Source organism: Dolichospermum sp. DET69, from assembly GCA_017355425.1.
Classification (GTDB): Bacteria; Cyanobacteriota; Cyanobacteriia; order Cyanobacteriales; family Nostocaceae; genus Dolichospermum.
Map to the genome: position 1 here is coordinate 283,782 of CP070233.1, position 19,146 is coordinate 302,927.

A 19,146-nucleotide genomic window follows, 5' to 3' on the forward strand; every position below is an offset into this window, starting at 1 on the left:
GCCAAAGTTGTCTTTTGATGACTAAACAATGGGAAAATTCCTTAGTCCGCTTTAGTGGACTTGAGCTATTAGATAGGGAATTTATTCCCTGACGGACGTATTGCAAACAGGCAAGTAGGGGCGTATTGCAAATAGATAAATAGGGACGTATTGCAAACAGATAAATAGGGGCGTATTGCAAATAGATAAGTAGGGGCGTATTGCAATACGCCCCTACGTAAGTTGACACCAATGGATAATAACCAATAACCAATAACCAATAACTAATAACAACTGACTATTATGATTTTTAGAAATTGAACAATAATTTTACTACCAATGTACTATTGTAGTCAATTCCAACAGAAGCTTTTGGTAAGTGATGCAAATTGCTATATCCAAGGCTATGGTACTTAGTTCTAAAAAGTCATCACAAAATGTATTTAAATTTACAAAGTTTTCTTTCCCGATGTAGCAGAAATTGTCAGAATAATCTTATGAGCAGATTAGAAAAAATCAGAATTTTCGACCGGGGGGTAATCTGGCTCACAGGACCAAACAAAAGTCAAAATTTAATCATTCAGCAGGGATGAATATTTTGAATGGGATAGTTAGTATCTGTAAAAATCAAAATCCTGGTATGATATGCGTGTCTTATGTGATTCTGGTGTGGTGTGGTGTAAGAGGTAAATAAAATGAGTAATTCTATAGATTTTAGTGGTAGACCATTTCATTTCATTGGGATTGGTGGGATTGGAATGTCTGCTTTGGCTTATGTTTTAACCAAACGCCAGTTGCCAGTATCCGGTTCAGATTTACGTGCTAATCATATTACGCACAAGTTAGAATCCCTGGGCGCTCACATTTTTAGTAGACAAGAAGCCAATAATTTGGAATTTTTTCTGCCTGAATTAGAGACTGATACCGTACTATTAACTTCTCCAGAAAAGTTGTCTGTGGCAAAAACAACCTTACCTCAAGTGGTTTGTTCTACAGCTATTAATGCTAATAATTTAGAATATAAAGCTGCACTGGAATTAGGCTGCCCAATTTGGCATCGTTCCGATGTTCTCGCAGCTTTGATTGCCGACTATTATAGCATTGCTGTGGCAGGAACTCATGGCAAAACTACTACGAGTAGTATGATTGGTTATATGCTCTTGCAAGCTGGACTTGATCCGACAATTTTAGTCGGTGGTGAAGTTAAGGCTTGGGAAGGTAATGCCAGAATGGGAGCAAGCCGTTATTTAGTAGCGGAAGCCGATGAGTCTGATGGTTCTTTGGTAAAACACGCTCCAGAGATTGGCATTATTACTAATATTGAATTAGATCATCCTGACCACTATGAGACATTAGAACAGGTAATTGATACTTTCCAAATCTTTGCTCAAGGTTGCAAAACTTTGGTAGGTAGCATTGATTGTGAAACTGTGCGTGATTGCCTCAAACCAACCATTAGCTATAGTCTTTACCCAGATAAAGGTGCTGATTACACCGTTACCAATGTAGATTATCGTGCTGATGGGACAACGGCTTTGGTATGGGAAAAAGGTAAAGCCTTGGGGTTATTAAATTTACAGCTATTAAGTCATCATAACCTGAGTAATTCTCTAGCAGCAGTAGCTGTGGGTAGAGTTTTAGGATTAGAATTTGGGGAAATTGCTAAAGGTATTGCCACCTTTGAAGGGGCAAGACGACGGTTTGAGTTCCGAGGTGAAGCTGCTGGGGTGACTTTTATTGATGACTATGCCCATCATCCTAGCGAAATCCGTGCTACTCTAGCCGCAGCCCGTCTTCAAGCTAGACCTGGACAAAGAGTAGTTGCTATCTTCCAACCTCATCGGTATACTCGGACATTAACGTTTTTAAAAGAGTTTGCTGAGTCTTTTACTCACGCCGATTTAGTCGTGCTGACTGATATTTACAGTGCGGGTGAACCTGATTTAGGACAAATCAGTGGAGAAAATTTAGCCACTGCAATTAGTAACCATAACCCTGAAGTAGTTTATCAACAAACTTTACCTTTGGTGAGTGAGTTTTTACTGCAAAATCTTCGTCCCGGAGATTTGGCGCTGTTTTTAGGTGCAGGTAACTTGAATCAGGCTATTCCTGAACTTATTACCACCATGAGCGAACCAGCAAAAGCCACATCTTAAAGGATATTTGAAAAGTCATGATCTATCAAATATCTTTTTACCCCACCCTAACCCTCCCCTTGGAAAGGTGAGGGAACTTGATTTTCCGGTTTCCCCTATTTATAAAGGGGGATTAAGGGGGGGTAAAAAATCACTTACTTTTCAAACACCCTCTTAGGCTAATAACCGTATTTAGCAGAGTTTGATAAGCTCATGGCAATACCGGATTTGTCCGGTAAATAAATCACATAAGTCAAAAATTCACTAATTGAAGTAAAGATGATAACTTCCCAAGGATTTGGCAAAATATGCGAATTTTCTGATTTGACTCCACAACTGCAAACTCGAAATGATGTGGATTATAGTAAATTAATTTACTTACCAGGAACGAATTGTCCTCTCAAAACCCATACCTCTTTGTCAGCGTTTACTTCTTATCGAGTTGGAGGAGAGGCTGAATGCTATGTTTCTCCCCAGGATTTAGGGGCGTTGCAAGCAAGTATTGAGTACGCAAAAGAAAATGATTTAGCAGTCACAATATTAGGCGCTGGTTCTAATTTGTTGGTGAGCGATCGCGGTATCCCCGGTTTAGTTATCGCTACTCGTCATCTTCGGTCTAAAAACTTCGACCCAGCCACAGGTCAACTAACTGTATCTGCGGGAGAAGCTATCCCTACTTTAGCATGGGATGCAGCGGGCTTGGGGTGGGAAGGATTAGAATGGGCTGTGGGCATTCCGGGAACGGTGGGAGGTGCGGTAGTAATGAATGCTGGAGCGCATAGTGCTTGTATTGCAGATATGTTAGTTAGCGCCCAAGTTCTTTCCCCAGATGGAACTTTATCCACTCTCACCCCAGAGGAGTTAGGCTACACATACAGAAGTTCACAACTCCAAGGTGGCAAACGGATTGTGACTCAAGCCACCTTCCAACTTCAACCAGGGGCTGATCCTGTGCAAGTGACAGCTAGAACGAAGGAACATAAAAAACACCGACTTAGCACTCAACCTTACAGCTATCCTAGTTGTGGCAGTGTATTTAGAAATCCTAAACCTTATACTGCTGGTTGGTTAATTGAACAAACCGGACTCAAAGGTTATCAATTAGGGGGAGCGCAAGTTGCCCAACTCCATGCTAATTTTATTGTCAATCGGGGTGGAGCTAAAGCCAGTGATATTTTCTACCTCATTCGTCATATTCAACATGAGGTACAAGCACGCTGGTCAATTTGGTTAGAACCAGAAGTGAAAATGTTGGGTGAGTTTCAAGCAGGTTGCTAAAGGTAAAAGGCAATAGTAATTACCAATTACCCACGCCATCTATAATTGAATTTGATTTGTTAGTAATCGTACAGCGGATAACCAGTTATGGCAGAAAAAGGACAGGGATTTGGCTTTGGCTTAGGCAAAATGAAGGAATTAGCCGAAGCTTTTAAAAAAGCCCAGCAGGTTCAAGAAGGTGCAAAGCGTCTTCAAGAAGAACTAGAGCAAATGGAGATTCTCGGAGAATCTGGTGGTGGACTTGTTAAAGTTATTGTCAGTGGCAACCAAGAACCCAAACGAGTGGAAATTGCTGCATCTGCTTTAGAAGAAGGTGCAGAAGTGCTTTCTGATTTAGTCGTTGCGGCTATGAAAGATGCCTATAAAAAGTCTACCGAAACCATGCGGGAACGGATGGAAGAGTTAACCAGTGGACTGGAATTACCAGGAATGTAGTCACTCAATTTTGGATTTATGATTTTGGATTTTGGATTGACTCCAACCTAATGTGTAGAAGCTCAAAAATTTTGGATTTACGATTTTTCTGTTCTCAAAGATGGGAACTCGTACCAAATTTTTTTATCTAAAATCTAAAATCTAAAATTCCCGGTCAGGGGTCAGTGGTATAAAATAACTGACAACTGACACAAAAATCAAAATACATGACTTATAAGTTACTTTTTGTCTGCCTTGGTAATATTTGCCGATCACCATCGGCAGAAAATATTATGAATCATCTGATTGACCAAGCAGGTTTAACTAATACAATTCTTTGCGATTCTGCGGGTACTGCTGGTTATCACATCGGTGCTTCCCCAGATAGACGCATGAGCGCCGCAGCAGAGAATAAGTTAGGATTTAAACTCCAAGGCCAAGCTCGTCAATTTCAAATCTCGGACTTTCAAGAGTTTGATTTGATTTTAGCGATGGATAGAAATAATTATGATGATATCCTGGGATCATTCTAAAACGTAGTAATACGGATTAGATGTGAACCAGACCACCCTGAGCGTAATCAAAGGGTAACTGTTATTTAAGTCAAGACACCTTGGGATTCGCTAGTTCCATGCTCTGTCGGTACTGATTAAACATTCCGAAAGGAAAGTGTCTTTACCTTAACAAGCTTAGATAACCAGGTTGAAGCAAACTTTACTTAGAAATAAGGATTGGTCAAACAGACCAAATTTAACAATGTCAAATTTCGTTTTTCTAATTGATGCTAACAAAACGCCGATGAATCCTATTCATCCAGCACAAGCTAAAAAGCTTTTGAATAGCGGTAAAGCAGCAGTATTTCGCCGCTTCCCGTTTGTCTTAATCATGAATCGTGTAGTCGAAAATATCGTTACTTGTCCCATTGATTTAAAGATAGATCCCGGCTCTAAATTTACAGGTATTTCCTTGGTAAATAACCGAGATGAGGTTATTTGGGGAATGGAATTACAGCATCGTGGTGATGTAATCAAAGGTGAGTTGGAAACACGCAGAGGAATTAGGCGTAGTAGAAGAAACCGCCATACTCGCTATAGAAAGCCACGGTTTTTGAATAGAACCCGCACAAGAAGTTGGTTAGCTCCAAGTTTAAAACATCGGGTATTGACTACTAACACTTGGGTCAAAAGATTAATAAAATATGCCCCAATTGCAGCTATTACTCAAGAGTTAGTTAGATTTGATTTACAACAATTAGAGAACCCTGAGATATCGGGAATAGAGTATCAGCAAGGGGAGTTACAAGGTTACGAAGTTAGAGAGTATTTACTAGAGAAATGGGAGAGAAAATGTAGCTACTGTGATGCAAAAGATATCCCGCTTCAAATAGAACATATTCAACCTAAAGCGAAAGAAGGAAGTAACAGAATAAGTAATTTATGCTTATCCTGTGAAAAATGCAATCAAAAAAAAGGAACACAGGACATTGAAAAGTTTTTGGCTAAAAAACCAGAACTCTTAACAAAAATTAAGTTTCAGTCAAAAAGACCTTTAAAGGATGCGGCTGCTGTTAACTCTACAAGATGGGATTTATTCCACACTTTAAAAGAAACTGGATTACCAATTACGACAGCTTCTGGTGGAAGGACAAAATTTAATAGGAGAAAATTAAATCTCCCCAAGGAACACTGGATAGATGCGGCTTGTGTTGGAGTAGTAGAAAACTTAAATATATTAACAACAAATATATTAAAAGTGAAATCTACTGGACAGGGAACAAGAAGATTGTGCCGTATAAACAAGTTCGGTTTCCCTTGCTCTAACCCCCGACAAAAGTATGAACACAAATGGAACACAGGTGATATCGCCTGTTGTCAAGGTGTCTCAGGTCGAGTTGTAGTGCAATCTGCGACTAGGCTAGAGATAAGGGTAGACGGGAAAAGAATTGGCGGTAAACTTACTGATTTCAAAAAACTCCACAGCAAAGATGCTTATTCCTACTTTTGACTACGAAACACTACATTATTCTGGGATTAGGACGTAAGGCTGTTGACCCTTCTGGGCAATATCATTCTAAAGTTAGGTTAATGTGTGATTTTTGCTCTACACACACCCTTAAGGAAGTTCCAGACCCCTATTATGGTGGAGTTGAGGGTTTTAATCAAGTAATTTATTTGCTGATGGATGCTTGTGAAGGTTTGCTACAACATATTACCCAGAAGTAATCAACAATTTCATAATTCTTAGATCCTCGATTTCTTAAAGAAGTCGGGGATCTAATTTTTGGATTTATAGTAGTAAAGAAGAGTGAACCTAAACACCTCAATGTGATTAAAGCCGCTATGCAAAGTACAGAAACAAATCTACAATTGCGCTTGTGGACTGTGGAAGAATATCACCGTATGGCTGAAGCGGGTATTTTTGCACCAGATGAACGGGTAGAATTGTTAGAAGGAAAGATACTTTGTAAAATTTGGAGTTTCCAGATTTGCAAATTCGTTTATCTGATATGTTACCATTGATGTAATCAGATCCCAAAATATAATTGTAGGGTGGGCAATGCCCACCGTCCGTATATTTTAAAAATGAAGCTTTAAAATTAGAACAGCGACTTTCAGATTTAGTCAACGAAGCTTATCAACTCACACTAGCAGAAATTGATTTAATGTAGAAAACTGCACCACGAATAATGCTGATTTCTAGAGTTGAATAATTGTCTGAATCAGGATACCCAGGATTTAAGGATTTTCAGGATTGTAATCTCCGGATGACAAAAATATCCCAATTAGGATGATAATCTTTAATCCTAAAATATTCTCAGAAAATACCAAATTATGTAAACATAAAAATCATCTCCATCTAAAATCAAACAAAATTCTGTAAATCCTTAAATCCTGTAAATCCTGATTCAGACAATAAAGGATTAAATATTCTCAGAAAACAGCAAATTATAGAAACATAAAAATCATCTCCATCTAAAATCAAACAAAATCCTGTAAATCCTTAAATCCTGTAAATCCTGATTCAGACAATAAAGGATTAAATATTCTCAGAAAACAGCAAATTATAGAAACATAAAAATCATCTCCATCTAAAATCAAACAAAATCCTGTAAATCCTTAAATCCTGGACATCCTGATTCAGACAATAAAGGATTAAATATTCTCAGAAAATACCAAATTATGTAAACATAAAAATCATCTCCATCTAAAATCAAACAAAATTCTGTAAATCCTTAAATCCTGTAAATCCTGATTCAGACAATAAAGGATTAAATATTCTCAGAAAACAGCAAATTATAGAAACATAAAAATCATCTCCATCTAAAATCAAACAAAATCCTGTAAATCCTTAAATCCTGGACATCCTGATTCAGACAATAAAGGATTAAATATTCTCAGAAAATACCAAATTATGTAAACATAAAAATCATCTCCATCTAAAATCAAACAAAATTCTGTAAATCCTTAAATCCTGTAAATCCTGATTCAGACAATAAAGGATTAAATATTCTAAGAAAATACCAAATTATGGAAACATAAAAATCATCTCCATCTAAAATCAAACAAAATCCTGTAAATCCTTAAATCCTGGACATCCTGATTCTGACAATTAAATTAAGTCAGTAATAGAAAATTGTCGCTGTTTCTCTAAGTCTTGTAAATGAATTTTTTCTATATATATGGCTTCAGCAAAATATTTATCTTTTTCTGGTTCAGTTTCAGGATCTATTTTTTCCCATTGTTCCATAAAATAACGATAGCGTTTTTCTCTGAATACTCTCTCCATACAAGCTAATGCTGCTTGGATAACGTGAGGAGTTCGTAATATTTCTGTTTTATTTTTTTCGTTAAGATGAAATAAATGGGAAACTACTTCCAATTCTTCTGCTAATTCTAAATATCTATTTTGCACGCTAGAAATTAAATCAACTTCATCAACTGTAAATTCTGCCATTTGTTGCCATAAAAAGCGATGATGAGAAAGACTAAATTCTAAATTGCGGGTTTCTAAATCTTCAATAATTATTTGTCTTTGTCGGGAAGAATGAAGATAAATTATTAATAATAATGCCTCGGCTCGTTCTAGTAAACTCCGTTCTGTGGTTACTAAAGATAATTTTGAGGTTTTAGGTTGCTGGTTGCGTATTTGCTGAGGTGAAGATTTTATCCTCCCAGGTTTAATTTGAGTGAGGAGATTTTCAACTCTTAAAGGAATAAGTCGAGTATCTCCTAAACTCAATATTTCTGCACAGGAGGAAACATAATAGTTAAGTGTATCACTATTAACAATATTTTGTAATAATTTAACTATTTGCTGGGTGACTTGTTGAAAGTCTGTAGCTTGTTTCAAATCCCGATTTTCAATAATTTTCTGAATTTGCCAATCGAGCCAAAGTGGCGCATTTACTAATAGTTGTTGATAATCGGCTGAGGTATGACTATGTAGATATTCATCAGCATCTTTTCCATTCGGTAAATTAAGGATTTTTAATTGTACTTCTCCTGCATAAGCTAAATTAGCAATTTCCCCAATTGCTCTTTCTGTGGCGTTTGTTCCGGCTTTATCAGCATCGAAATTGAGAATTAATTGTTTGGATTCAGAGTAACGTAATAAGAGCCGTACTTGTTCGATACTCAAGGCTGTACCCAGAGAAGCAACAGCGTTATTAATTCCGGCTGCATGGAGAGCGATCGCATCAAAGTATCCCTCCACAACTACCGCTTGATCAACTTTAGAAATACCGTCTTTGGCTTCATCTAAAGCATATAAGGTTTTGCCTTTACTAAATAATTCTGTTTCGGGAGAATTGAGATATTTCGGTTGCTCATCTGTTAATGTTCTGCCACCAAAAGCAATAACTCTGCCTTGAATATCCCGAATAGGAATCATTAAGCGATCACGGAATACATCATAATATCCACCCCCTTCTTTCCGGGGTTTAATTAATCCCGCTTGTTCTACCAATTGCACAGGATGATGTTTACTTTCTACCAAATAACGGTAGAGAGTTTCCCAACCAGCAGGAGCATAACCTAAACCAAATTGTTGAATTGTTCCTTGTTGAAATTGCCGACTTTTTTCTAAATACTCTAAGGCCTTTTGTCCTTGAGACTGTCTTAAAGTGTGTTGATAAAATTGAGCAGCGGAAGCCAGAACAGTATATAATTGGTCACGTAAAGATATTTGCCGTTGTAATTCTTGTCTTTGTTCAGGTTCTAAAGTTTTAACCGGGACTTGATAACGCTTTGCTAAATCTAGTACCACATCTGCAAACTGGCGTTTTCCCAAATCCATGACAAATTTAATGGCATTACCAGCAGCTTGACAGCCAAAGCAATAATACATTTGCTTATTGGGACTGACAGTAAAACTGGGGCTTTTTTCATCATGAAAAGGACATAAACCCACAAAATCTTTACCCCGCTTCCGCAAGACTACATACTCCGAAACTACATCAACAATATCAGCCCGGAGTTTAACTTCTTCAATAGTATCTGGATGTAAGCGGGGAATTTGCATTAGGGGTCAATGATCAGAACTGACATCCATTATAATTCAAAAAATAAAGCCCTTGGTATATTACCAGGGCTGAAAAAACATGGATAAATATATCTAATTGTAGAATACACAGATAAGAGAACACCAAAAAATAAATTATCCAATCTTGTGGGATGGGCATCTTGCCCGTCTTTTATTATTAGCAGGCAAGATGCCTGCACCACAACAAATTTTAGGATATTTTTTTATTGGGAAGTCCCTCAAACTAGATAATGTTAAGATTACATATCAGATGCACCAGTAGCAATTAAACGTCTAAATAAGGCTGCTGACCAACCTGTTTCTTTTAGTACCGCAGCCGAAGAAACTTCTACATAAGCTTGTTCAATAAAAGCTAAATCAATCATGCAAACTTTAGCTAAGGCATCTTTTAATTCATCTGACTTACCATCAGCTTTGAGTTTTTTACCAACTTTATCAACGACAACTGCCATTGCAGGTACTACGTGCTGAGGAGCGATACCAATTTTCACATGAATTAATCCAATGTGCCAACGACATTTTGCATAGTCATCACCCCAATTATCCATCCCTGTGAACATTTGATTGAACCAGTCAATAAAGGTGGCGTGTAAGCGATGAACTCGTCCCTCAGTAGCATTCAAAATGCCATTCATTTCTGCATCGCGTCCGAGGAAATCATAAAAATGATTTGCCATTTCTTCAGCAACCGCTGTTCCCCAATCTGTATTTGCTTGCATTACCTTTTTATCTTCAGCAGTCAGACCAATACGAGTTTCCATTGTGGTCAAAAAAGCACGAGGTTCAATAGCCATAACTAATCCTTAAAAACATTTAGGTGGAGATTTAATTAACTTTTGTTGATACTCTAGAAAGGATAAAGTATCAACCTTTTTCAAAATTTAGTATTCCTATAAAGGAGTAAACTCAAACACATCATGAGTACCACCTCTGAGGACGGATTCGGTATGAACTCCTCTCAATCGCTTGCCAATTAGTTGCTCAACAGCGCCCCAAACTGCACCCATCGTAAAAGTGCATTTACGGGGAGAATCCATAGCTTCACCAGCAGAACAAAGAGTTTCCGTAGTATAGACTTTAATGATTTCACCTTCAGAAATCATCTTTTCAACAATACATAAACAAGTCCCTTCTTTACCTAAAGCTTGGTTTAATTTAGCAGCCGCATCATCTAATGACATTGAAGATCCTGCTAAACCTAAATCTTCAGCTAACTTTTTGCCTCTAGCACGACCGGCTGTGGTCAGGGCAATAGCTGTAGCTTTTTCTCCCAAAGCTTCTTCCATGCCTATAATAGCAGCTTTAAAGCAGAAAATACTACTAAAATCGCCTAATTCTTTACGTAATAGTGACATAATTCAAATTCTCAGGAAAAGGATTCTATGCATTAATAATTGTGGATTTAATGAACTTTTATTCATACTCTAAAAAGATAAAGTATGGAAATTTCTCAAAATTAAGATAGTAGCGGTAGAAGTATAATCAACCAGTTTTACTCCGCAGAAAACCCACTAGATTTTTGAGAAATGATTGACTAACGGCTGGCTTTTGAGCAGGTTCTGGTACTGGTTCAAATACATGAATTTCGTGAATAGATTCTTCCATCATGGGGACAGAAGCATTCATAACCATAAAATGCTCTTCTGCTAAACCGACAACAATCAGACGGAAAGCTATTTGCAATACTGCATCTACAGTGAGATTAAGTTGGGTGGCAATTTTTTCTAGGGGAACTTCACCATTAGCAAATTCCCATACTTGCCATTCTTGAGCATTTAGCTGTAATCGGGGTTTTGCACTTAATCCTGATAAACCGGAAGTGGGATCTGGTAGTTTCTCGGCTAAAGCACTCCAGTCTCGCAATGCTCGCAAACCGATTAATATAACTTCGGTTGCGGACATACTTAAACCTGTCATTTCTCCTAATGGCAATGCTGAGATTGGCTCAAATTTAAACTCGCCATTTTTGATTTGAAATAAAGCACAGACTGGACGGAGAACTTGACCATTAAACAACAGTTTTAGTTGTTCTGGTTGGATTAAACCTTGGGATTTTAGGCATAGTCCTAGAGGTGAATTAATAAAACAGGAAGAAATATGAGTCACCCTAGAGATAACGCGCTCACTTATCCAGCCTCGTTGAGCAATCATTAAGGTTAAACCTTGTTGATCTAAACGATCGGATGCAGCTATAACCCGTCCTTGATGCAGCCAAATATAATAAATTTGTTTGGCGTTATTTTGATTTTCGTTAGGTGACAATTCAATGTGAAGTACACCTGTTTTTTTGCCTTGGTCTAAAAATTGCAATAATTCTGGCAAAGAAAAATCTGCAAAGTTACCAGTAATAGACATAACCGACCTCCTTATTCGTAAGAAAATTATTAAAATCTAGAATCCAAATATGCTGATATGCAATTTGAAAAAAGCTCTTAGCTTTCAACTGCACAGCTTTCCATTAAGTGCTGTACTAAATGAATTACGGCTTCAGCTACTGAGTCTCTTTCGTTGGGATTGACTTTAACTAGAGGAGGCCGATTTTCTTCGTCTACATAACCAATTGCTAGATATATATCTTCCTCTGCCCAAGCTCCAGGAAAATCTGTATGGGTAATACCGATTATCATCGGCACACTGACTCGCGCTTGCATAAAATTGATAATATTCCGTGCCTGACGAAATTCTCTCGGTCTATGGGCTGCTATGAGTACAATATAAGCGTGTGCTTTATTAATAAGAATATCCCACATAAAGTCAAAGCGAGTTTGACCAGGTGTTCCGTAAAGATGCAATGCCATATCAGGCCCAAATTGCAATCTGCCAAAGTCAAAGGCTACAGTGGTTCTTTTCTTCAGCAATGCCGTTTCATCAGTTGCACGGGTATCTGTATCTACAACCTCAATTTCACTAACGGCACGAATGAAGGTAGATTTACCTGCTCCTACAGTTCCCGTAACAACCAAACGCATAACTTCCATTTTTCTCCACTCCGCAAAAATGCTAAAAATTGTTCACATTTTTTCCTATTTCACCCTAGCAACATCGGCACTATACAGTTAAAAGACTGACATAGTTAACCTAACTAACCACTCGCTGCCAAAATAAACACATCCAAAATAAAATAGCAAGTTCCCTAAAATTAGCAGTATGTATCTACCAGGGAACTCTAATTAAGTTACCTGTAATGTGCTGTTATTTACTGGACGATTAGCTTTAATTCTGCAAGAACGCGCTTGATTTCTAGCATTAGTAATCCTTGTTTGGCACTTTCACTAGCTAAGACTAGGAGAACGGCATCTTGACCACAACCAGTTAAAATCCCAAAGCCTTTATTACCTTCTACAAAGATCCGGTCAATAGTGCCTCTGGCTAATTCCATCCCAATTCTTTCGCCCAAGGATAACATAGATGCTGACATCGCTGATACCCGTTCTTCATCCATCCCACCAGGCAAGCTTGCTGCTAAAGGTAGTCCGTCAGGAGTGACAAGTGCTGCTCCTTGTACATCAGTAGTACCGCTAACAAAGTTTTGTAAAACCATGCCGAGTTTTTCTGCGTTAATAGCCATGATGATGATTCTCCGTGATTTTGAATTGGAAAGCGGGTATGAAAGTCAAGTAAATACCGAATTAAACAAACTCTTTTTTACTTGGACGAATATAGTATCCTTTATTCTAAAGGCGTAAATTAAAATACATGATTATCGCCCCTTAAATACACAATTTAGTTCCTGCCTGTTCTTTTGCTACCTTTCCCCATAAGATTACTTATCTTCTTCCTTCTTCCTTCGTGGTTCATTTAGGGACTTCCAAATAAAAAAATGTCCCAAAACTGACGCAAAAATTCTCTCTCTGTGTTCTCTGTGCCTCTGTGGTTCGTTTATTGGGATAATTTATTTCTTGGAAGTCCCTTAATCTATATTTTTTTAATGGGAAAGGAGTAATAGACTTGACTTGATTTTAATTACATCTGAATAACTAAGGAGTTAGGAGTGTAAATGGATGCTGTTTCTCTAGCGCCCTTGTGATTTAAATTATGCCCCAGTCACAATTAACATGATACCGAGAAAATACTGAATTTAGGTTTTCTTATCATTAATATAAGTTAAGACTATATATAAGATTTTTTGGTTAGCTGAGGCTGTGTAACTCATATAGAATAAGCTTTTTAGGCTATTCGACCAGAATCAATACATAGTATCGTCTATTAACGTTTGTCAAGAGTATCCACTCTAATAAACTTTTAGTATTGTGTATTAATTTTATCAAGAATATCAATTTTGTATACATAGACATGATGGTAAAGAAAAGTTACCAGCTAGTAATAACTACTTAAGTAGACTATGTGCTATTTCTTAAAAGTATCTTGTTCTAAGTAGGTAAAAAAACTATTGGCTAGAATAGCAGCTTGTGTGCGATCGCGTAAATTGAGGCAATTCAAAATGTTGGTAACATGATTTTTGACTGTCCCTTCAGAAATGTACAGTTTTTGGGCAATTTCTCGATTATTGTCACCAATAGCAATTAACCGCAAAACTTCCTTTTCTCTAGGGGTGAGTTCTGCTAAATTCGCTGGTACAGATGGTTGGGGAGGAGTAGCAGGAAATTGAGTCATAAGTTTTTTAACTATTCCTGGGCCTAATTGGGAATATCCTTTATCAACCGCACGAATGGCAACGGCTAATTCTTCTGAGGGTGTATCTTTAAGTAAATAACCCATTGCCCCATTTTGAATTGCTGCTTTCACATATTCATCATCATCAAAGGTTGTTAATACAAGCACTTTACTATGGGGAAAGTTTTGATTAATTTCTTTAGTAGCAGCAACTCCATCCATAATTGGCATTCTAATATCCATTAAAATTACATTTGGTTGGAGTTCTCTGACTAAATTAATTGCTATTTGACCATTTTCGGCTTCTCCGACAATTTCTATATCTGGTTCTAATTCTAATAAGGCTCTTAAACCTTGACGAATTAAACTTTGATCATCTACAAGTAAAATGCTAATCATTATTATTTGTCTCTGGGTAAGGGGATATTAACTATTATTTGACAACCAGCATTATAACTACTATGAATATAAAATTCACCTCTTAATGATAAAGTGCGATCGCGCATACTTTGTAAACCAAATCCGGTAGTATTTTGTTCCACATCAAAACCGCTGCCATTATCCTGAATTATTAATTTTAAATTTTCTAAAGTTGTCATTAATTCTAATTTAACTTCTGTAGCTTGTGCATATTTAGAAATATTAGTGAATGATTCTTGAATAATCCGATAAATGGGAGTGCTGATTTCCATAGACAATGGAGCCATAATAGAAATTTGACAATTAGGTAAAACGCCAGTAGAACGCTGAAAATCTGCTGCTAGGATCGGAATTGCTTGTTCTAATGTTTGTCCCTGTAAAGGATGGGATCTCATCGTAGAAACAGATTGACGGACATCTTGTAAGGCTTTTGAACCCAGTTCTTTAGCAGTGGCTAAAAACGTCATAGCTCTAGGTATATCAGATTTTGATAACTTTAAAGCAGTTTCCAATTGAAGATTTAAAGCTGTCAGCGAATGTCCTAAAGAATCATGAATTTCTCTAGCAATGCGGTTACGTTCTTCTAAGGTAGCTTGATTTTCAATTTTTAAAGCATATTGACGGAGTTTTTCATTTGCAATTTCTAGTTTATCTCGACTTTGCCGTTCAGACAAAACAGTATTCATTAATACTAAAACAAATACTAAACTTAAACCAAACAAAACGGCTAAACTAAAACTAAAAAATCTAAATCTTTCTTGAGCTATTGGTGAAAATCTTCCTGGAGGCATCCTTTGTTTAAGGGTAAGTAAAAATAAAACAAATGAGGAAAAGGTAATTGTTAATCGTCCTGGAAGTTGAAAAATCAAACAACTGCGAGTTACTAAAATCAAATAAAGAAAGGGAAAAAGTCTGGCACTTCTACCTCCATAAAAGCCAGTAATTAAGATTAATAATACTTCAATAGCTGTATAAATAATTTTATTGGTTTTATTGTAAGTCGGTAATCTTAAACCCATTAAACCAAAAATTGCCAAACTGCAAATTGTCAGTTCTGGATACATTGCAGAAAAGCGCGGTGAAGGAGATGGCATCAATACCATTAAACCAGAAAATCCTAACAACAGCCATTCTAAATACAGTAGAAATCTAAAAGGATGATTATTAAACTGAATAGGACGATTCATAAATAATTGATAATTGATAATTGACAATTGAAAGTTAAAAATCAAGAAACTTCATACATGAGGACTTAAACGTCTGTCTGACTTAAAATATTTTTATCACAATTAAATGCAAATTGAACAGGGGTAGAATATCTAAATGCTAATGTCATGACTAAAGTAACGGATGTAGACGTGACTTTTGCCTCATATCATTCCTGGATGTTAATCCCTATGATAGAAACATAGAAAACCGACATAACCAAAAGCTAATTATGAAACTGAAGACATTATCACTGATTGCTGGCACTCTGGCTTTGACTTTAATCGCAACTCCCTTTGCAGTTCAAGCACAATCAAGTATACCCTCACCCCAACCTGGTAAGGAAATGCGGGAAAAAGGTCCATTCAAAGGCTTGAATTTGACGACCGAACAAAAAGCGAAAATGAAGGAAATTGGCCGCAATACCCGCGCTCAAATGGAAGCTGTTTTAACTCCTGAACAAAAGACTAAATTACAAGCTGCAATGGCTCAACGTAAGGCTGAATATCAAGCACAACGTCAGCAAGGACAAGGGCAACGTCAGGAAAGACGTGAGAAGAGGGGGAATATTTTTGCTTCTTTGAACTTAACTCAAGCACAAAAAGATCAAATGAAACAAATCAGAGAATCATCAAAACAACAAATACAAGCTGTGTTAACTCCCCAACAGCAAGCGCAAATGAAGCAAATGCGAGAAAATATGCGTTCTCGTCGTCAACAAGATAAACCTCAATAATTCTTAACTATTTAATAAATTAGGGGTGGGCATAAAAGCTCATCTCTTTTTCTAACCAAGTAAGTAAGTCGACGGAGAAATTTATAGTTACGCAATTTACATAAATTGTCTATTTTGTCAAGATATAAGCTAAAGTATCAGAAATTTTGATTCATGTAATTATTTGTTTATTTTTATGAGAGTGATGCAAAATTTATGTACTATTAAGTAAAGAAAGATAACAAGGAATTACTTCATGCCCTATACAAACGAAGAACGCGGTCTTCTCAATAATTTTGCTAAAGAACCCAAGGTTTATCAAGCTGAACCTCCTACAAACAGTCAAAAGCTTACTTATATTATATTAGGAATTGCGGGGGTACTTTTAATTGGGGGGGTAATTTTTGTGGCCTTCTCTGTTTCTAATGTTAGTTAATTGCCAAAATGTCCTATAAATTTTAAATTTTCCGGAGATCAGGTTCTTATTTTTATCAAGAGCCTGGTTTTTTTGTTAGAATGGGAAAATACAAATATAGTTAGCAATTTTTTGACATTCTAGCCCGCAAAACGTGATTCATCCTGAAAAAGAACACATCTGAGTGAAAATTAAAGTTATGAGATGTGACATTAATATTTAATTTATTCAATCAGGATGTATACAGAAAAAAAGGCTAAAACCCAAGTAAATACAAACGTGAATGAAACTGTACACACAGAAAACATTAGTTTGAATCGGCAAGTATATCAACGCCTAAAACTTGCCCTGAGTCTGGGTTTACGTAGACAAATTTTATTTGCTATATGTGATGATTTACATTTAAGAAATCGGATAGCAGCCCGATTGCATTCAACCCTTGCTTATCCGGTGGGTAAGGTATTATATCAAAGAGCCAATTCGGGGAATTTTAGCACTCCAGCTTATCCGCGATTAGTTACTTTGCGTTTAGATGTAAGCGATCCTAATCCTATAGCGCAGATCAATCAATGGTTAGCTAATTATCCACCTCCGCTGATGGGGAAATCAACAGATAATCCCGGTCGTCCCTTACCAATCCCTGCATTTCAAATTGTCGGGGTGGAAATGCTGACTAAAGAACCAGTAGCAGTACAACGGTTATTTTTGAATTATCTCCGCTTAGGTGAACAGCACTTATCTGGTGATGAATCTAGCCGCTTTTTAGAATCAAGTTTGTTATTTTGGGTTTCTCGTCCTTGGTTGTCTACAATTCAGCAATCAGCACCCAAATTTTGGCATTATCGAACGGGTGTATTTGTGTTTGCGGGAGAACCAACACCAACTATAGAGAATAGAGGTTATTCAGAGGTTTTAGCGGATTCTCGGAGTTTAGACCGGGAAAATTTAGATCATTTATTTGTTAATGAAGAGAAAATCTCTCCAGATATCCAACAAATAAATAAACCGGATTTGCCTTTAACTGCAACTACAGATTCAGTCACAGAAATACCAGACGTGCCTGCTGTTCAATCTTCTCAAATAACCAATAATCAAAGTTTCTTGTCCTTGTCTCATATTAACGAGGAGTTGCAAAAATTAATTCAGGCAACAATAAATGCTGATGATAGTGATCAAATTCAACAAATACTCTGGGAAATTGAACAATTACACATTCAAAAAGCTACTGAAGAGGAATTAGCGATTCCTTCGGGGCGCCTCGCTATCGCTTATCAGAATCTGGGTAATTTCTATCGGTTGCAGATTGAGCAAGGACAACCAACCATAGAAAACTTAATGATAGCAATTCTGGCTTATCAGGAAGCGGTGAGCCATGATGAAAGTTCTCCACAACTTCCCGACATTTTGAATGATTTGGGGACACTTTACTGGATGTTGCACCGCATCCCTGATAATTCTGAAGAAGCGAAAATTTATATTCAGCAAGGAATAGATTTTTATAAGTTAGCACTCAAGTTGATTACAGGTGATATTCAGCCAGAAACTTATGCTCGGATTCAAAATAACATTGGTACTGCCTATGGTGATTTGGCTCGGTTTGCTGACGCAGTAGAAAACTGGAATTGGGCAATTGTTGCTTACAATGAAGCACTTCGTTACCGACAGGAGGAGATAGAACCATTAAAATATGCTGCTTGTCAAAATAACTTAGGTACAGCGTACTGGCATCTAGGACAGTATAATCAGCCTGTGGAACATCTCACAAAAGCGATCGCTGCTTATAAATTAGCCATTGTTCACTATAAACCGGCGGATGAACCCCTCAAATATGGGATGATTCAGAATAATATTGGTACAGCTTATTGGAATCTTTCCCAATATGAACAACCAAAAGAAAATCTCCAGTTAGCAATTCAGGTTTATAATGAAGCACTAAAATATCGCACATCTTTTGATGTTCCTCAATCCTATGCTGCTACTCAAAATAATCTGGGTATCGCTTATTGGCATCTAGCAAATCAGCCCCAAAGGACAAAGGAAGATCAACAAAAACTCGTAAAATTATGTATTCATGCTTATGAAGAAGCTGTGAATATAGCTCACTCACTTATTAGTGTATCTTTGAATTTTGATTTATATGTGACACATAATAATTTAGGATTAGCTCATCATTACTTAGTGACAGATGTATCTTTTATTGGTGACAAAAAAACACTTTCTCAACACTTAGAAGCTGCTTTAGAAAATCATTTACACGCGTTAAGTGGATTTGATAGACAAACAGAAAATTATCAAACAACAATCAGTTACATTATTAACACAATTCGTGCTTTCCATAATAAGTTAGGAATTCAAGGACAAAATTTAGCTTTGTCTAAACTTCCAGGACAATTGTTGCCAGATGTTTTGCCGAAGTTATAAATTGATAA

General features: G+C 36.9%; 16 protein-coding genes and 2 pseudogenes. 10 read left to right on the forward strand and 8 right to left on the reverse strand.

From position 1 onward, the window contains the following. Window positions 1-674 precede the first annotated feature (674 nt). The 7 genes and pseudogenes from EZY12_01525 to EZY12_01555 all read left to right on the forward strand — a co-directional run bounded on the left by EZY12_01525 (window position 675) and on the right by EZY12_01555 (window position 6,265). Window positions 675-2,135 carry a UDP-N-acetylmuramate--L-alanine ligase gene (locus EZY12_01525; protein QSX68421.1) on the forward strand — a complete coding sequence of 487 codons (1,461 nt, stop codon included), beginning with the start codon at window positions 675-677 and terminating at the stop codon, window positions 2,133-2,135. A 258-nt stretch (window positions 2,136-2,393) separates the two neighbouring features. Further along, window positions 2,394-3,392 carry a UDP-N-acetylmuramate dehydrogenase gene (murB, locus tag EZY12_01530; GenBank protein QSX68422.1) on the forward strand — a complete coding sequence of 333 codons (999 nt, stop codon included), beginning with the start codon at window positions 2,394-2,396 and terminating at the stop codon, window positions 3,390-3,392. A gap of 87 nt (window positions 3,393-3,479) precedes the next feature. Beyond that, a complete protein-coding gene (locus EZY12_01535) occupies window positions 3,480-3,827 on the forward strand; it encodes a YbaB/EbfC family nucleoid-associated protein (GenBank protein QSX68423.1) in 348 nt (115 codons plus the stop codon). Window positions 3,828-4,033: 206 nt separating this feature from the next. Next, on the forward strand, window positions 4,034-4,339 hold the full coding sequence (locus EZY12_01540; protein ID QSX68424.1) for a low molecular weight phosphotyrosine protein phosphatase: 306 nt from the start codon (window positions 4,034-4,036) through the stop codon (window positions 4,337-4,339). A gap of 223 nt (window positions 4,340-4,562) precedes the next feature. Then, window positions 4,563-5,810, forward strand: a complete 1,248-nt coding sequence (locus tag EZY12_01545; GenBank protein ID QSX68425.1) for an RRXRR domain-containing protein — start codon at window positions 4,563-4,565, stop codon at window positions 5,808-5,810. A gap of 38 nt (window positions 5,811-5,848) precedes the next feature. After that, window positions 5,849-6,028: pseudogene (locus tag EZY12_01550) on the forward strand (low molecular weight phosphotyrosine protein phosphatase). A gap of 117 nt (window positions 6,029-6,145) precedes the next feature. Beyond that, a pseudogene (locus EZY12_01555) lies at window positions 6,146-6,265 on the forward strand (Uma2 family endonuclease). A 1,150-nt stretch (window positions 6,266-7,415) separates the two neighbouring features. On the opposite strand, the gene EZY12_01560 reads toward EZY12_01555, so the two are convergent. The 8 genes from EZY12_01560 to EZY12_01595 all read right to left on the reverse strand — a co-directional run bounded on the left by EZY12_01560 (window position 7,416) and on the right by EZY12_01595 (window position 15,568). Further along, entirely contained in the window at window positions 7,416-9,326 is a 1,911-nt protein-coding gene (locus EZY12_01560; protein ID QSX68426.1) for a DNA primase, read from the reverse strand. Between the two features lie 260 nt (window positions 9,327-9,586). Further along, complete coding sequence (locus tag EZY12_01565) at window positions 9,587-10,141, reverse strand: hypothetical protein (GenBank protein QSX68427.1); 555 nt, start codon at window positions 10,139-10,141, stop codon at window positions 9,587-9,589. A 96-nt stretch (window positions 10,142-10,237) separates the two neighbouring features. After that, window positions 10,238-10,702: a hydrocarbon-binding protein gene (locus EZY12_01570; protein QSX68428.1), complete on the reverse strand. Its 465-nt coding sequence runs from the start codon at window positions 10,700-10,702 to the stop codon at window positions 10,238-10,240. A 127-nt stretch (window positions 10,703-10,829) separates the two neighbouring features. Continuing rightward, window positions 10,830-11,702: a DUF4388 domain-containing protein gene (locus tag EZY12_01575; GenBank protein QSX68429.1), complete on the reverse strand. Its 873-nt coding sequence runs from the start codon at window positions 11,700-11,702 to the stop codon at window positions 10,830-10,832. Between the two features lie 77 nt (window positions 11,703-11,779). Then, window positions 11,780-12,325 (reverse strand): ATP/GTP-binding protein, encoded by a 546-nt coding sequence (locus tag EZY12_01580; protein QSX68430.1) that lies wholly within the window; start codon window positions 12,323-12,325, stop codon window positions 11,780-11,782. 218 nt (window positions 12,326-12,543) lie between these two features. After that, window positions 12,544-12,915 (reverse strand): roadblock/LC7 domain-containing protein, encoded by a 372-nt coding sequence (locus EZY12_01585; GenBank protein ID QSX68431.1) that lies wholly within the window; start codon window positions 12,913-12,915, stop codon window positions 12,544-12,546. Window positions 12,916-13,694: 779 nt separating this feature from the next. Further along, on the reverse strand, window positions 13,695-14,360 hold the full coding sequence (locus EZY12_01590) for a response regulator transcription factor (protein ID QSX68432.1): 666 nt from the start codon (window positions 14,358-14,360) through the stop codon (window positions 13,695-13,697). Window positions 14,361-14,362: 2 nt separating this feature from the next. Beyond that, a complete protein-coding gene (locus EZY12_01595) occupies window positions 14,363-15,568 on the reverse strand; it encodes a sensor histidine kinase (GenBank protein QSX68433.1) in 1,206 nt (401 codons plus the stop codon). A 251-nt stretch (window positions 15,569-15,819) separates the two neighbouring features. Here EZY12_01595 and EZY12_01600 point away from each other — a divergent pair, with 251 nt between their 5' ends. The 3 genes from EZY12_01600 to EZY12_01610 all read left to right on the forward strand — a co-directional run bounded on the left by EZY12_01600 (window position 15,820) and on the right by EZY12_01610 (window position 19,138). Then, window positions 15,820-16,323, forward strand: coding sequence for a P pilus assembly/Cpx signaling pathway, periplasmic inhibitor/zinc-resistance associated protein (locus EZY12_01600; GenBank protein QSX68434.1), 504 nt, complete (start codon window positions 15,820-15,822; stop codon window positions 16,321-16,323). A 235-nt stretch (window positions 16,324-16,558) separates the two neighbouring features. Then, on the forward strand, window positions 16,559-16,738 hold the full coding sequence (locus EZY12_01605; protein QSX68435.1) for a ssl1498 family light-harvesting-like protein: 180 nt from the start codon (window positions 16,559-16,561) through the stop codon (window positions 16,736-16,738). Between the two features lie 216 nt (window positions 16,739-16,954). Continuing rightward, a complete protein-coding gene (locus tag EZY12_01610) occupies window positions 16,955-19,138 on the forward strand; it encodes a tetratricopeptide repeat protein (GenBank protein QSX68436.1) in 2,184 nt (727 codons plus the stop codon). Window positions 19,139-19,146: the final 8 nt, after the last annotated feature.